The 14218-nt window shown below is 71.6% G+C and carries 17 protein-coding genes and 1 pseudogene; 9 read left to right on the top strand and 9 right to left on the bottom strand.

What is annotated here, in order from left to right:
- Window positions 1–2 precede the first annotated feature (2 nt).
- The 8 genes and pseudogenes from paaD to AB0N16_RS37220 all read right to left on the bottom strand — a co-directional run bounded on the left by paaD (window position 3) and on the right by AB0N16_RS37220 (window position 5211).
- Window positions 3–515, bottom strand: coding sequence for a 1,2-phenylacetyl-CoA epoxidase subunit PaaD (paaD, locus tag AB0N16_RS37255; protein WP_365804700.1), 513 nt, complete (start codon window positions 513–515; stop codon window positions 3–5).
- The gene (gene paaC, locus AB0N16_RS37250; protein WP_365804698.1) at window positions 509–1339 is read right to left on the bottom strand and encodes a 1,2-phenylacetyl-CoA epoxidase subunit PaaC; all 831 of its coding nucleotides are present in this window, start codon (window positions 1337–1339) and stop codon (window positions 509–511) included. The genes paaD and paaC overlap by 7 nt, the downstream gene beginning before the upstream one ends.
- A 9-nt stretch (window positions 1340–1348) precedes the next feature.
- Entirely contained in the window at window positions 1349–1639 is a 291-nt protein-coding gene (gene paaB, locus AB0N16_RS37245) for a 1,2-phenylacetyl-CoA epoxidase subunit PaaB (RefSeq protein WP_351734775.1), read from the bottom strand.
- A complete protein-coding gene (gene paaA, locus AB0N16_RS37240) occupies window positions 1636–2607 on the bottom strand; it encodes a 1,2-phenylacetyl-CoA epoxidase subunit PaaA (protein WP_365804696.1) in 972 nt (323 codons plus the stop codon). The genes paaB and paaA overlap by 4 nt, the downstream gene beginning before the upstream one ends.
- Window positions 2608–2762: 155 nt before the next feature.
- Window positions 2763–3613 (bottom strand): annotated as a pseudogene (locus AB0N16_RS37235) (3-hydroxyacyl-CoA dehydrogenase family protein).
- A gap of 28 nt (window positions 3614–3641) precedes the next feature.
- Window positions 3642–3809, bottom strand: coding sequence for a hypothetical protein (locus AB0N16_RS37230; protein ID WP_365804694.1), 168 nt, complete (start codon window positions 3807–3809; stop codon window positions 3642–3644).
- Complete coding sequence (locus AB0N16_RS37225) at window positions 3806–5026, bottom strand: thiolase family protein (protein ID WP_365804692.1); 1221 nt, start codon at window positions 5024–5026, stop codon at window positions 3806–3808. The genes AB0N16_RS37230 and AB0N16_RS37225 overlap by 4 nt, the downstream gene beginning before the upstream one ends.
- Window positions 5026–5211 carry a hypothetical protein gene (locus AB0N16_RS37220; RefSeq protein WP_365804690.1) on the bottom strand — a complete coding sequence of 62 codons (186 nt, stop codon included), beginning with the start codon at window positions 5209–5211 and terminating at the stop codon, window positions 5026–5028. The genes AB0N16_RS37225 and AB0N16_RS37220 overlap by 1 nt, the downstream gene beginning before the upstream one ends.
- 93 nt (window positions 5212–5304) lie before the next feature.
- Here AB0N16_RS37220 and paaI point away from each other — a divergent pair, with 93 nt between their 5' ends.
- From paaI to AB0N16_RS37200, 4 genes are all read left to right on the top strand, one after another.
- On the top strand, window positions 5305–5733 hold the full coding sequence (paaI, locus tag AB0N16_RS37215) for a hydroxyphenylacetyl-CoA thioesterase PaaI (protein ID WP_365804688.1): 429 nt from the start codon (window positions 5305–5307) through the stop codon (window positions 5731–5733).
- Window positions 5733–7079, top strand: coding sequence for a phenylacetate--CoA ligase PaaK (paaK, locus tag AB0N16_RS37210; protein WP_365804686.1), 1347 nt, complete (start codon window positions 5733–5735; stop codon window positions 7077–7079). Before paaI ends, paaK begins: the two co-directional genes overlap by 1 nt.
- 42 nt (window positions 7080–7121) lie before the next feature.
- Window positions 7122–7601, top strand: a complete 480-nt coding sequence (locus AB0N16_RS37205; protein ID WP_365804684.1) for a GNAT family N-acetyltransferase — start codon at window positions 7122–7124, stop codon at window positions 7599–7601.
- Window positions 7602–7674: 73 nt separating this feature from the next.
- A complete protein-coding gene (locus AB0N16_RS37200) occupies window positions 7675–8343 on the top strand; it encodes a DUF5701 family protein (RefSeq protein ID WP_365804682.1) in 669 nt (222 codons plus the stop codon).
- Between the two features lie 54 nt (window positions 8344–8397).
- Here AB0N16_RS37200 and AB0N16_RS37195 read toward each other — a convergent pair whose 3' ends face one another.
- Window positions 8398–9456: a cellulase family glycosylhydrolase gene (locus tag AB0N16_RS37195; RefSeq protein ID WP_365804680.1), complete on the bottom strand. Its 1059-nt coding sequence runs from the start codon at window positions 9454–9456 to the stop codon at window positions 8398–8400.
- 359 nt (window positions 9457–9815) lie between these two features.
- Between AB0N16_RS37195 and AB0N16_RS37190 the strand changes: the two genes are divergently transcribed.
- From AB0N16_RS37190 to gap, 5 genes are all read left to right on the top strand, one after another.
- On the top strand, window positions 9816–10820 hold the full coding sequence (locus AB0N16_RS37190; RefSeq protein WP_365804884.1) for a LacI family DNA-binding transcriptional regulator: 1005 nt from the start codon (window positions 9816–9818) through the stop codon (window positions 10818–10820).
- 269 nt (window positions 10821–11089) lie between these two features.
- The gene (locus AB0N16_RS37185; RefSeq protein WP_365804678.1) at window positions 11090–11455 is read left to right on the top strand and encodes a low affinity iron permease family protein; all 366 of its coding nucleotides are present in this window, start codon (window positions 11090–11092) and stop codon (window positions 11453–11455) included.
- Window positions 11456–11518: 63 nt separating this feature from the next.
- Window positions 11519–12475, top strand: a complete 957-nt coding sequence (locus tag AB0N16_RS37180; protein WP_365804676.1) for a helix-turn-helix domain-containing protein — start codon at window positions 11519–11521, stop codon at window positions 12473–12475.
- A gap of 95 nt (window positions 12476–12570) precedes the next feature.
- A complete protein-coding gene (locus AB0N16_RS37175; protein WP_365804882.1) occupies window positions 12571–13029 on the top strand; it encodes an ATP-binding protein in 459 nt (152 codons plus the stop codon).
- Window positions 13030–13170: 141 nt separating this feature from the next.
- Window positions 13171–14166, top strand: a complete 996-nt coding sequence (gene gap, locus AB0N16_RS37170; RefSeq protein ID WP_365804674.1) for a type I glyceraldehyde-3-phosphate dehydrogenase — start codon at window positions 13171–13173, stop codon at window positions 14164–14166.
- The last annotated feature ends 52 nt before the right edge of the window (window positions 14167–14218 follow it).

Raw genomic sequence — 14218 nt, 5'->3', positions numbered from 1 at the left:
CATCAGATCTCCTTGACGTACTCGAACGGCTCGCGGCAGGCCAGGCACCGCCACAGCGCCTTGCAGGAGGTGGCCGCGAAGCGCGAGGTCTCCTCGGTGTCGGCCGATCCACAGCGCGGGCAGGCGACCGTGCGCCGGGTCGGTGACAGGTTCAGCGGGACCGGACCGGCGGGGCGCCGCGACGTCGTGGGCGGCGCGATCCCGTGTGCGGCGAGCTTGCGGCGCCCTGCGGGGGTGATCCAGTCACTCGTCCACGGCGGGTCGAGGACCGTACGGATCTTCACGCGGTCGAAACCGGCGTCCCGCAGGCGCGCGGCGACCCCGGCCCGCATCTCGGCCATGGCCGGGCAGCCCGAATAGGTGGGGGTGAGGCCGGCGACGACGGTGCCGTCGCCCTCGATCGTCACGGTCCGCAGCACACCGAGATCGGCCAGGGTGAGCATGGGAAGTTCGGGGTCGGGGACCTGTTCGGCGATCTGCCGGGCCCGCCGGACGTCGGCCAGGACGGTCACCATGTCGCCTCCGGGTGCGCGCGGGCCACGCTCTGCAGCTCGGCCAGGAGCGGGGCGAGGTGTTCGGTGTGTCCGCCGTGCCGGCCGTGGCCGGGCAGGGCCGCGGTGTGCGGCATGGGGAGTCCGGCCGCGTCCAGGACCTGCTGGAGATCGGCGAGGACCGCGTCTCGCACGTCCTGCGCGGCGAACAGTTCCTCCCAGTAGGGGGCCTGCGATTCCAGGGCGGTCAGCATGCGCGCGTGGGACTCTTCCGTGCCGTCGCCCAGGCGTACGACCCATTCGGCGGCGTACTGCCGGTGGTAGGTCAGCTCCTTCACGCCCTTGGCTGCGATCGCGGCGAGCACCGGGTCGGGCGCGGTGGCCAGTTCGGTGAAGTGGGCGAGGCGCCAGCTGGCGAACACCAGCAGCCGCAGGACGGAGAAGGCGAAGTCGCCGTTGGGCAGTTCGGTGAGGCGTACGTTGCGGAAGTCGCCGGCGTCGCGGAAGTAGGCGTAGGCGTCCTCCGTACGGCCGGTGCCGTCCGTCTGGCCGCAGCGCGCGTACAGCAGCCGTGCCTGGCCGAGCAGATCGAGCCCGACGTTGGCCAGCGCCACCTCCTCCTCCAGCTCGGGCGCCCGGGTGACCCACTCGGCGAGCCGCTGGGCCAGGACCAGGGCGTCGTCGCCGAGCGCCAGGCATTGGGCGGCCAGTGCGGCGGCGTCGACGCCCTCGGGTACGGCGGTGTCGACGCCGTACAGCGGGTCTTCGAAGCCGGTGCCGAAGGCCCAGCGGGCGTCGCCGTCGTCGTGGCCCTCGGCCAGCGAAAGGTAGATGTGGTCCTCGCTCATCACCGGCTCCTAGATGTGCGGGACATCGTCGGGGATGTCGTAGAAGGTCGGGTGCCGGTAGACCTTGTCGGCGCTGGGGGCGAAGAAGGGGTCCTTCTCGTCCCGGCTGGAGGCGGCGATGTGGTCCGAGCGGACGGCCCAGATGCTGACGCCTTCGTTGCGCCGGGTGTACAGGTCGCGGGCGTGGGTGAGGGCCATCTCGTCGTCCGCGGCGTGCAGCGATCCGACGTGGACGTGGTTGAGGCCGCGCTTGCCGCGGATGAACACCTCGTACAGGGGCCAGTTCTCCGAGTCGCTCATGCGACTGCCTCCTTACGTGCCCGGGCGGCCTGCTTGGCGGCATGCGCGCCGGCGGCCGCACGCACCCAGGCGCCCTCCTCGTGAGCGTCCCGCCTGCGCTGCATCCGCTGTGCGTTGCAGGGGCCGTTGCCGCTGATGACTTCCTTGAGTTCGGAGAAGTCGGGGGTGCCGAAGTCGTGACGGCCGCGCTCCTCGTTCCAGCGCAGCTCGGGGTCGGGCAGGGTCACTCCGAGCTTGGCCGCCTGGGGCACGGTCATGTCGACGAAGCGCTGGCGCAGTTCGTCGTTGCTGTGCCGCTTGATCTTCCAGGCCATTGACTGCGCGGAGTTGGGCGAGTCGTCGTCGGGCGGACCGAACATCATCAGGGACGGCCACCACCAGCGGTCCACCGCGTCCTGCACCATCGCCCGCTGGGCGTCGGTGCCGCGCATCATGGTCATCAGCAGTTCGTAGCCCTGCCGTTGGTGGAAGGACTCCTCCTTGCAGATCCGCACCATCGCGCGGGCGTAGGGCCCGTACGAGCTGCGGCACAGGGGGACCTGGTTGCAGATGGCGGCGCCGTCGACGAACCAGCCGATGACCCCGACGTCCGCGAAGCTGGGCGTGGGGTAGTTGAAGATCGACGAGTACTTCTGACGGCCTTCGAGGAGGCGCTGGGTGAGCTCCGCCCGGTCGATGCCCAGGGTCTCGGCGGCGGAGTACAGGTACAGGCCGTGGCCGGCCTCGTCCTGGACCTTGGCGAACAGGATCGCCTTGCGGCGCAGCGAGGGCGCGCGGGTGATCCACTCGCCTTCCGGCTGCATGCCGATGATCTCCGAGTGCGCGTGCTGGGCGATCTGCCGGACCAGAGTCCTGCGGTAGCCCTCGGGCATCCAGTCGCGCGGTTCGACCCGCTGGTCGCGCGAGATCGTCGTCTCGAAATGGGACTCCAGGTCGTGCTCGGCGTCCCTTCCGGCCGCTTCAGTCATCTCCATCCACTCCCTACCGACCATTCGTTTGGTTCATCATAAGGTGCGCCCTCCCTGATCTGGCAAGAGCCGCACCGGATCGGCGCCCGGCGGAGGACGGCCGGCGTCCCGCCGGGGACGGCGCGCACGGTGACATGGCGGCCTGCCCGCGCCGGTCACCAGGTGTAGAAACCCTGGCCCGTCTTCTGTCCGAGTTCGCCGCGGGCCACCTTGTCACGCAGCAGCCGCGGCGGGGCGAAGCGGTCGCCGAGGGTGGCGTGGAGGTGTTCGGCGATGGCGAGCCGGACGTCGAGTCCGACCAGGTCGGTGAGGCGCAGTGGCCCCATGGGGTGCTTGTAACCGAGCCGCATCGCGTCGTCGATGGCCTCGGGGCGGCGACACCCTCCTCGACCATGCGGATCGCCTCCAGCCCCAGGGCCAGGCCGAGCCGGCTGCTGGCGAAGCCGGGCGAGTCCTTGACGACGACGTCCTGCTTGCCCAGCGCCCTGGTCCACTCCAGCGCGGCCCGGACGGTGTGTTCGGCGGTGCCGGGGGCGACGACGATCTCGACCAGCGCGGAGGCGGGCACCGGGTTGAAGAAGTGCATCCCGAGGAATCGGTCCGGCCGCCTGAGGACGGCGGCGAGGTCGGTGACCGACAGCGAACTGGTGTTGGTGGCCAGGACGGTCGTGTCGCCCACGGCTTCCTCGGCGGCCTTCAGGAGGCGGGCCTTGAGCGCCGCGTCCTCCGGTACCGCTTCCACGACCAGTTCGGTCCCCGGCGGCAGGGCGTCCAGCGTGGGGACGACGGTCACCCGGCCGGCCACCCGCTCCGCGGGCTCGCTCAGACGGCCGCGCTCCCCCGCCCGCCGCAGGCTGCCGCCGATCCGCTCCAGCGCCGCCGCGGCGGCCTCTTCGCCACTCTCCACCACGGTCACGGCGGAACCGGCGGTGGCGAAGGACTGGGCGATCCCCGCGCCCATCCGGCCGCCGCCGATGACCGCGACGGTGTCGGGTGCCGACGTCATGCGCGACTCCTCAGCTCAAGAGAACGTGTCATGCGGCCCTCATCTCAGGAGAACCCGTCCTGCGGTCCTCGCCGATCACCCGGTCCCTGATGGCGGCGCGGAACTCCGGGCGGTGGCGGGCGACGACCCGGTCGGTTCGTTCCTCCGCCCACGGCAGGTCGTACGCGGCCGACAGAGAGGCGGCCGAGGTGGTCACACCCGCTCCACCAGGAGCGCGACGCCCTGGCCCACACCCACGCAGAGCGTGGCCAGGCCGCGGTGGCCGTTCTCCCGTTCGAGGCGGCCGAGGAGGGTCAGCAGGATGCGGGCGCCGGAGCAGCCGAGCGGATGTCCGAGAGCGATGGCGCCGCCGTCGGCGTTGACCTTGTCCTCGTCGAGCTTGAGGCGGCGGATGACGGCCAGGGCCTGTACGGCGAACGCCTCGTTGAGTTCCACGGCGTCCAGGTCGTCCGTCTGCCAGCCGGCCCGGGCCAGCGCCTTCCGGGTGGCGGGGACCGGGCCCAGCCCCATCAGGTTGGGCTGCACACCGGCGGAGGCCGAGGCGACGATCCGGGCCCGCGGGGTGAGGCCGTAGCGCTCCACCGCCTCGGCTCCGGCGACCACCAGGGCCGCCGCGCCGTCGGACAGCGGGGAGGACGAGCCGGCGGTGACGACGCCGTCCTCGCGGAAGACGGTCCGCAGGGAGCCCAGCTTCTCCAGGGTGGTGGCGGGACGGGGGCCCTCGTCGCGGGTCACCTCGCCGTCCCGCACGGGGACGGGGACGATCTCGCGGTCGAAGCGGCCCGCCTCCTGGGCGGCCACGGCCCGCTGGTGGCTGCGCAGGGCGAAGGCGTCGGACTCGGCGCGGGTGATGCCGTCCAGGGCCGCGACCTCCTCCGCGGTCTCGCCCATGGACAGCGTGACCTTCGCCGTCTCCGGTCCGGCGTCCCCGGGAACGGCCCGGTCCGCGGCGGTGAACCGCGGATTCGTGAACCGCCAGCCCAGGGCGGTGTCGTGCACCTGCCCTGGCTTGGCCCACGGAGTGCCGGGCTTCTCCATCACCCAGGGTGCCCGGGTCATCGACTCCACTCCCCCGGCAACCATGAGGTCCGCCTCTCTGGCGCGGATCGTCTGGGCCGCCGAGGCCACCGCCGTCAGGCCGGACGCGCACAGGCGGTTGACCGTGTAACCGGGCACGGTGTGCGGCAGCCCGGCGAGCAGCGCCGCCATCCGGGCCACGTCCCGGTTGTCCTCGCCCGCCTGGTTGGCGGCTCCGAGGACGACCTCGTCCACGGCCTCGCCGGGCACTCCGGCGCGCCGGACGGCCTCGGCGACGACGAGGGCGGCGAGGTCGTCGGGGCGTACGCCGGCCAGGGCACCGCCGTAGCGGCCCTGCGGGGTGCGGGCCCCGTCGATCAGGTAGACGTCCGGCATCAGGCGGCCTCCTCGGCTGCGGTGGGGACGGGGCGGCGCGACCGCGGGACGGCGAAGGCGAGGGAGACGGGTCCAAACCACTCGCGGGAGCGGTGATCGCGGCTCGTGACGGCGTCCGCCGCACGCTCGATCAGCGGGCGGTGACACGTGAGGTGGCCGGGTCCCTCAGGGGTCTTGCGCGGCATGCGGTGCACCTCTTGACATGCGGAGGGCTTGCTGGATTACTTGACCACACCGCACGCTAACCGAATGTTCGGTCGGTCCACAAGGTGGTGGAAATGACGACCCGGGTACCGGATACGACGCCTGGCCCCGTCGAGACGATGTTCGCCGCGGACGAGGCGTCACGAAGGCTCGGCATCGAGCTCGTCGAGCACGGCGAAGGGACCGCCGTGCTCCGGATGACCGTGACGTCCTCCCAGGTCAACGGGTATCGGATCGCCCACGGCGGCTGTCTCTTCCTCCTCGCCGACACGGCGTTCGCCTGTGCCTGCAACAGCCACGGCCCCGCGACCGTCGCCGCCGGCGCCGACATCGACTTCATCGCGCCCGCGTACGAAGGCGATGTCCTGGTGGCCACGGCGCGGGAGCGCGTTCGGTTCGGCCGCAGCGGTGTCTACGACGTGAGCGTTGCGCGCGGAGACGAAGTGATCGCGGAGTTCCGCGGGCGCAGTCGCACCCTCCGCGCGCGGATTGAGGAGCCGTGATGAGCAGCGAAGTGATCGCGCCCGAGCCGAGGGCCGTCCGCCGGGGGGAGCCGCTTCCCGAGGCACTCCTGGACGACGCCGAGCGGATGTCCCGCGAGGAGCTGGCGGCGCTCCAGCTCACCCGGCTGCGCGCGACACTGCGGCACGCGTACGACAACGTGGAGCTGTACCGCGAGAAGTTCGACGCGGCCGGTGTGCGGCCCGAGGACTGCGGCACCCTCGCGGACCTCGCCCGCTTCCCCTTCACGACCAAGGCGGATCTGCGGGACACCTACCCCTTCGGCATGTTCGCCGTCCCGATGTCCGAGGTACGGCGCGTGCACGCCTCCAGCGGCACCACCGGCCGTCCGACCGTGGTCGGCTACACCGACAACGACCTGTCCATGTGGGCGGACGTCGTCGCCCGCTCCATCCGGGCCGCCGGCGGCCGGCCCGGGCACAAGGTGCACATCTCCTACGGCTACGGTCTGTTCACCGGCGGCCTGGGGGCCCACTACGGCGCGGAACGCGCCGGCTGCACCGTGATCCCCGCCTCCGGCGGCATGACCGCACGCCAGGTGCAGATCATCCAGGACTTCCGTCCCGAGATCATCATGGTCACGCCCTCCTACATGCTGACCCTGCTCGACGAGTTCGAGCGCCAGGGCATCGATCCCCGCTCCACCTCGCTGGAGGTCGGCATCTTCGGCGCCGAGCCCTGGACGGAGGAGATGCGCCGTGAGATCGAGGAGCGCCTGGACATCCACGCGGTCGACATCTACGGACTGTCCGAGGTGATCGGCCCGGGTGTCGCCCAGGAGTGCGTGGAGACCAAGGACGGACTGCACGTATGGGAGGACCACTTCCTCCCGGAGGTCGTGGACCCGCTGACCGACGAGGTGCTGGCCGAGGGCGAGAGCGGCGAACTGGTCTTCACCTCGCTCACGAAGGAAGCCCTGCCCATCATCCGTTACCGCACCCGGGACCTGACGCGGCTGCTGCCCGGCACCGCGCGGCCCGGGCTGCGCCGGATCGAGAAGATCACCGGCCGCTGCGACGACATGATCATCCTGCGTGGGGTCAACGTCTTCCCCAGCCAGGTGGAGGAGATCGTGCTGCGGACGCCCGGCGTGGCCCCCCACTTCCAGATCCAGATCACTCAGCGGGGCCGTATGGACCACATGACCGTCCGCGTGGAGGCACGGCCCGACGCCGGTCCCGCCGACCGCGAGGCCGCCGCGAAGACGATCGCCCAGGGCATCAAGGACGGCGTGGGGGTCACCGTGGAGGTCGCCGTCGTCGACCCGGAGACCCTGGAGCGCTCGGTCGGCAAACTCCGCCGGGTCAAGGACCTGCGCAAGGGCTAATACGCTGGCGAGCGCACGGCCGGGGTGCCTACTGTCCTCGCCATGCCCGAGCTGCACCTGCTCCGTCCGGACCACGCCCCGGCGCTCCTCGCCTTCGAGCAGGAGAACCGTGCCTATTTCGCGGCCTCCGTCCCCGACCGCGGCGACGACTACTTCGCCCGGTTCGAGGAGCGGCACCGCGCGCTGCTGGCCGAACAGGAGGCCGGGATCTGCTACTTCCACGTGGTGGTCGACGATGCGGGCGAAGTGCTGGGGCGGGTCAATCTGGTGGACGTGGCGGACGGCGGCGCCGACCTCGGCTACCGAATCGCGCAGCGGGCCGCGGGACGGGGAGTGGCCACCTCGGCCGTGCGGGAGATCTGCGGCCTCGCCGCCACCCGGTACGGCCTGACCGTACTGCGGGCCGCGGCCACCGTCGACAACGCCGCGTCCCGAGCCGTACTCGCCCGGGTCGGCTTCACCGTCACCGGCGAGACACGGCTCTCCGGCCGCCCCGGTCTGACGTATCTGCGCCGTCTGTAGGGATTTTCGGGAACATCACGGTGGGCTGCCTCGTTGCCTCAGGGCCGATCCCGTCCCCGACCCTGGGAGCATCGTGCCCGAATCCGCCTCCGTCACCTCCACCGTTCTCCCCCTGCCCGCACTCCCGTCCCTCGGCACGCAGGCCGAGCGTCTCATCGAGTCGGGGGTGCATGAGATCGCCGGGCTGTCCGCGGCCGAGGTCCGTGCCGTCGCCGCGGCCCCCGCCGAGGACGGTGCCCTGCTCGCCGTCCACCCGGAGCACGCCCCCGCCTCCGCACTCGCGCCGTTGCTGCGGCACGACGGCAGGCCCGGGTTCGTCGTCACCGACATGACCGACGTCGACCTCTTCGCCCCGCTCGACACGCTCACGCTGCCCGACGCCCCGCTCTACGTCCTCACCGGCCTCGACCGGGGCGACCACATGGCCGATTGGAGCCCGGACGAGGCGCTGCCCGCGCTCACCGCGGAAGACCGCACCCCACTGCTGCTCAGCGAGGGTATCCACTGGGTACTGCAACAGCCCGCTGTCCTGGAGCGCAACCACTGCTTCATGACGATCGGTTCGCGGCTGCGCAAGGCCAACGGGGCCCTGGACTCCCGTACTCCGGCGCTCTGGATCAGCAACGGCACCGGGCGGGACGGTCGTGAGCGCCGCAACGCGCCCAAGGTGGGCTGGTGTTGGGCGGGCAACCGGCATACCTGGCTGGGCTTCGCCTCGGCAGCGGGCCGCCGCGGCCGGTAGCTCGCGCCGCAGGGCCGCGGTGCTCGTGACGCACCGCGGCCCTCCCGGAGCCGGTCAGCCACTCACCGGCCTGCCGCGGCCCCATGCCCAGGCGAGGCGGTCGGCGCCGGACTGGTTCGTGGTGGCCAGCCAGGGGCGGGAGGCGTCGCCGATCAGCTTCTGGATCGAGTAGGTGTCGTCGGTGCGCAGGCCGGGCCAGTACACCGAGCCCATGCCGAGCTTGCGGAACAGGTCCGTGTCGGCCTGGATGAAGTTGACGGAGTTGTCGTCGGGCGTCGGCACGTTGTAGTCGAGGCCCGTGGTCATCGGGGCGCCGAACTCGTCGGCGACGGTCCGGCCCGCGCAGTCGCCGAGACGTTCCTTCAGGTCGGCCGCCCACTGGTCGTAGGTGGCGTAGCTCTTCCAGAAGCCGTAGTGGTGCAGGGAGAGGTAGGTGCCCTTCAGGCGCGGGTCGGCGCAGACCGTGGTGACGTGGTCGTTGTAGCCGGCGCCGCTGACGAAGACCCGGTCGTGCGGGACGGACGGGTAGGTCGCCAGCCACTTCGCCGCCAGGTCGGCCCACTCGGCGTCGGTGTAGCCGTGCGGCTCGTTCATCGGCTCGAAGTAGACGTGCGGGTCGTGCCGGTAGGCCTTCACGACGGTGTCCCACATGGGCCAGTAGGTGGCCTCGTCGTCGATGAAGCCGTCCTTGTTGGCGCCGGTGCCCTCCCAGTAGGAGACGATCACCTTGAAGCCCTGCGCCGAGGCCGCGTCGATGACCCCGCGGTACGAATTCCAGTAAGAGCCGTTCACCGTGTACGGGTTGATGGGCAGCCGTACGGTGTTGGCCCCGAGGTTGGCCCGGAACGCCGCGATCACCCGGGTCGCCTTGGCGTAGGTCCGGGCGTAGCTGTCGGACAGCGACAGACCGGACAGGACCACCGGGTCGTCGGCGTAGTTGTCGCGCGGGTCGGCCCAGTTGACGCCCTTGAACTGGCTGGTGCCGTGGCCCGGCACGGCGGCGGAGGCGGGGCTGCCGGTGAGGGTCGTGGCACCGACCGCGGCGATCGCGACCGCCGCCAGAGCGGCGCGGGTACGAGGGGTGCTACGGGTTCCGGCGGGGGTCTTGCGCATCAACGTGCCCTTTCAGGAGACGGCGGCTCGACGCGGTGGCTCGTTGTCCCGGTCGCGTGTTTACGTAAACATCGACCTGGCGTGTTTGCGTGAACATCCCCTGCGCGAGGAGGCGACGGGATCTCCGTCCAGGCTGGTCTCACGGCGATGTTTACGTAAACTCGAAAGCGTCGGAATCGTGGCATCCGCTCCTGCGGCCGTCAAGGTTTCCCGCTCCGTGACATCCGGTACGCGAAGGAGGCTTGAGGGGTGAGGCGATGGAGCTGAACGAGACGGGGCCACCGGTCCCGCCGGCCCCGGGCGGTGCGCGGCGGGGTGGTTCCGGGCTGCCGGGCGGCCGCCGTAAGCAACGGGTCTCGATGGCGGACGTCGCCGAGCGCGCCGGGGTCTCGTCACAGACGGTCTCCCGGGTCTCCAACGGCCATCCCGGGGTGATCAGTTCCACCCGGGAGCAGGTGCTGGCCGCGATGCGGGAGCTCGGCTACCGGCCCAACAGCGCGGCCCGCGCCCTGCGTTACGGCCGGTTCCACACCATCGGCGTGATCCTGTTCAGCCTCTCCTCGACGGGCAGCAGCCGGACCGTCGAGGCGATCGCCACGCACGCGGCGGCCGAGGGGTACGCGATCACCCTCATCCCCATCGACGTGGCCACGCAGGACAACGTGCTGGGGGCCTTCACGCGGATGGGCGAGCTGGCGGTGGACGCCGTCATCGTCATCATGGAGATTCATCTGCTCGACACCAGCACGGTCCAACTGCCGCCCGGCGTCCACGTCGTGGTCGTGGACTCGGACGCCGGGGATCGCTACAGCGTGGTCGACACCGACCAGGCCGACGGCGCGCGGAAGGCCGTACGGCATCTGCTGGAGCTGGGCCACCGGACCGTATGGCACGTGACCGGTCCCGGGACGTCGTACGCGGGCCAGCGCCGCACCCAGGCCTGGCGGGCCGAACTGGAGGAGGCGGGACGCCCGGTTCCGGCGCCGCTGCACGGCGACTGGTCGGCCGAGTCCGGTTACGCGGCCGGGCTCGCCCTCGCCCAGGAGCCGGCGTGCACCGCGGTGTTCGCGTCCAACGACCAGATGGCCCTGGGCCTGCTGCGCGCCTTCCACGAGCAAGGCCGGTCGGTGCCCGCCGACGTGAGTGTCGTCGGGTTCGACGACACGCCCGACGCGGCCTTCTTCATCCCGCCCCTCACCACCGTCCACCAGGACTTCGCCGAGGTCGGCCGCCGCTGCGTCGAGGGCGTCCTGCGCCAGATCCGCACCCGGGACGACTCCCGTCCCGGCACCGATCTCGTCCCGGCACGTCTGGTGGTCAGGAACAGTACCGCTCCCCCGCGCAGTTCACCGGGCCGCGGATAGCCCGCCGTCGCATCGCCCCCCCCGGCCGGAGTGTCCGCGTGGGCGATGGGATCGGCGTGCCTCGCCGAGGGTTTCCGCATCACCTGGTCGCGGCGGGATTCGCGCGGGACGAGGTTCGTGGTGCGTCCGACCGGCCGGGGCGGCAGTCCGTGTTCATGGCGCGGCGGCCGGGGGGCGGGTGAGGTACGCGGTGCGGGGTACCCGGGTGCCGGACGCGGTGAACGGCACCGCACTGGCGTGGAAGGTCAGGCGTTGAAGCTCCCATGTCCATGACGCATCCTGCCGAGCGCACCAGCAACGGCCGGGGCTGGTTCGAGCGGCTGGCGGAGGCGGCCTCGAACGTCACCAGTTCCCTGCTGTTCATGTGTTTCTGCCTGGCCATGGTCGCTGCCTTCGTCGCCGTCCACGTCCTGGGCCTCGGCCTGAGCTGGCAGCTCCTCGTCGGTGATGTCATGACCTCCCTGAACCTGCTGCTGCTCGCCCTGCTGAAGAACTCCGAGCGTCGCGCGGAACACGCCATCCAGCGCAAGCTCGACGGCATCGCCGCCGCGCTGCTCGATCAGCGCGCGGGCGATACCCCGGAGGATGCGGCGGCGGAGCTGCGCAAGGTGATCCGGATGGAAGAGGAACACTGACTCCGTCGAGCCCGGTGCGCGGGCCGTGCCGGGCCCCGGTCTCGTCCTCGTACCCTGTTCGACGTGCCTCCCATCCGCCTGCATCGTGTCGCCGTCCTCGTGCTGGAGGGGGCGAAGCCCCTCGACGTCGGTATCCCGGCGCAGGTGTTCACGACCCGGGCGAGCATGCCGTACGAGGTGCGGGTGTGCGGTGCGGCGCCCGGTCTGGTCACCGGCGGCGACGGGCTGTCGTACCACGTCGCCCATGGCCTCGACGCGCTGGAGTGGGCGGAGATCGTGTTCGTGCCCGGCTACCGGTTCCCCGACCGGGAGGATCCGCCGCGGGCGGTTGTCGACGCGCTGCTCGCCGCGCATGCCCGGGGGGCGCGGCTGGCGGCCATCTCGACGGGGGCCTTCGCGCTCGCCGCGACCGGCCTGCTCGACGGCCGGCGCGCCACCACGCACTGGCACTACACGCGCGCTCTCACCGAGAAGCACCCGCTGGTCAAGGTCGACGAGAACGTGCTGTTCGTCGACGAGGGCGGCGTGCTGACGTCGGCCGGCGCCGCCTCGGGCATCGACCTGTGCCTGCACATCCTGCGCGGTGACCTCGGGGTGGCCGCGTCGAACCACGCGGCCAGGCGACTGGTCGCGGCCCCCTACCGCAGCGGCGGCCAGGCGCAGTACGTGCCGCGCAGTGTGCCCGAGCCGCTCGGTGAGCGGTTCGCGGTGACCCGCGAGTGGGCGCTGCACCGGCTCGGCGAGCCGCTCACCCTCGATGCGCTCGCCCGGCATGCGGGGGTGTCGGCGCGTACGTTCTCGCGGCGGTTCGTCGAGGACACCGGCTACACGCCGATGCAGTGGGTGATGCGTGCCCGGATCGACCTGGCCCGGGAGCTGCTGGAGCGGTCGGAGCGGGGCGTCGAACAGATCGCCGACGACGTCGGTCTCGGCACCGGGGCGAATCTGCGGCTGCACTTCCAGCGGATTCTCGGTACGACGCCGAGCGACTACCGGCGCACCTTCACGAAGGGCGAGTAGCGGCCACAGGACGGCGCCGGTCGCGCACGTGCTCACGCTCGACGGCCCCGAGGGTTCCCGACTTCGCCCACGCGGCTCCACCCCTCGCCTGGCCCCTGGCCCACCGCCCGGAAGCCGCCGGCGAGGCCCGTCAGATCGCCAAGGACGTACTCGCCCGATGGCAGGTCGCCGACGCCCCGGCCGACTCGGTGCTGCTGACCGTCTCCGAACTCGTCACCAACGCCGTGGAGCACGCCGAGCCGCCGCTGAACCTGAGGCTCAGCCGTGACCCGTCCAGCCACCGGGTGCACATCGAGGTCTCCGACGAGGGCCCGGCGGCCACGGACGGTGACTGGGCGGCCAGTAGCACCCCTGAAGAGCACGGCCGCGGCCTGGAGATCATCGACTTCCTCGCCACCGCACACGGCGACCGTCTGGAACACTGGGCGGCCAGTTGCACCCCTGAAGAGCACGGCCGCGGCCTGGAGATCATCGACTTCCTCGCCACCGCACACGGCGACCGTCTGGAACGGGGCCACGCGATCCACTGGGCCGACGTGTACGCCGCCGCCTGACCGGCCCGACCAGCGGCAATCCCGGTGCCGCTGCCCGCCCGCAGGCGGATTGGCGGGATCCTTTTGAACCATGGCGATCTCGCCGCTGTCGTGGCCGGGCACGGCTCGCGAACCTGGTGGCGTAGCGAAGGGACACTACTTATGACTCGTATCGCCATCAACGGATTCGGCCGCATCGGACGCAATGTGCTGCGTGCGCTGCTGGAGCGGAACAGCGACCTGGAGGTCGTCGCCGTCAACGACCTCACGGAGCCCACCGCTCTCGCACGGCTGCTGGCCTTCGACTCGACGGCAGGGCGCCTCGGTCGCCCGGTGACCGTGGACGGGGACGTCCTCGTCGTCGACGGCCGTCGTATCAAGGTGCTCGCCGAGCGCGAACCGGCGCAGCTGCCGTGGGCCGAACTCGGTGTGGACATCGTGCTGGAGTCGACCGGCCGCTTCACGTCGGCCAAGGCTGCCCGCGCCCACCTCGACGCCGGCGCCAGGAAGGTCCTGGTCAGCGCGCCGTCGGACGGTGCCGACGTCACGCTCGCGTACGGCGTGAACACCGGCGCCTACGACCCGGACACGCACACCGTCGTCTCCAACGCCTCGTGCACGACCAACGCGCTCGCGCCGCTGGCCGCCGTGCTCGACGAACTCGCCGGTATCGAGCACGGATTCATGACCACCGTGCACGCCTACACGCAGGAGCAGAACCTGCAGGACGGCCCGCACCGCGACGCCCGTCGCGCCCGTGCCGCCGGTGTCAACATCGTGCCGACCACGACCGGCGCCGCCAAGGCGATCGGCCTGGTGCTGCCGAACCTCGACGGCAGGCTGTCCGGCGACTCGATCCGGGTGCCGGTGCCGGTGGGCTCGATCGTCGAGCTCAACACGACGGTCTCCCGTGACGTGACGCGCGACGACGTGCTGGCGGCGTACCGTGCCGCCGCGGCGGGACCGCTCGCGGGCGTCCTCGAATACTCGGAGGACCCGCTGGTCTCCTCGGACATCACGGGCAACCCGGCCTCGGCGATCTTCGACTCGGCCCTCACCCGCGTCGACGGCCGCCACATCAAGGTGGTCGCCTGGTACGACAACGAGTGGGGCTTCTCGAACCGGGTGATCGACACCCTCGAACTGCTCGCGCGCTAGCGGGCCGAGCGGAGCGCCGGGCCGGCTTCGGTCGGCCCGCCGCTCCGCGGTG

Origin of the sequence: Streptomyces sp. NPDC051105 (assembly GCF_040682795.1) — a bacterium.
Lineage (GTDB): Bacteria > Actinomycetota > Actinomycetes > Streptomycetales > Streptomycetaceae > Streptomyces.
The sequence above is the reverse complement of the archived record's forward strand: the minus strand, read 5'-3'. Positions and strand labels throughout refer to the sequence as shown.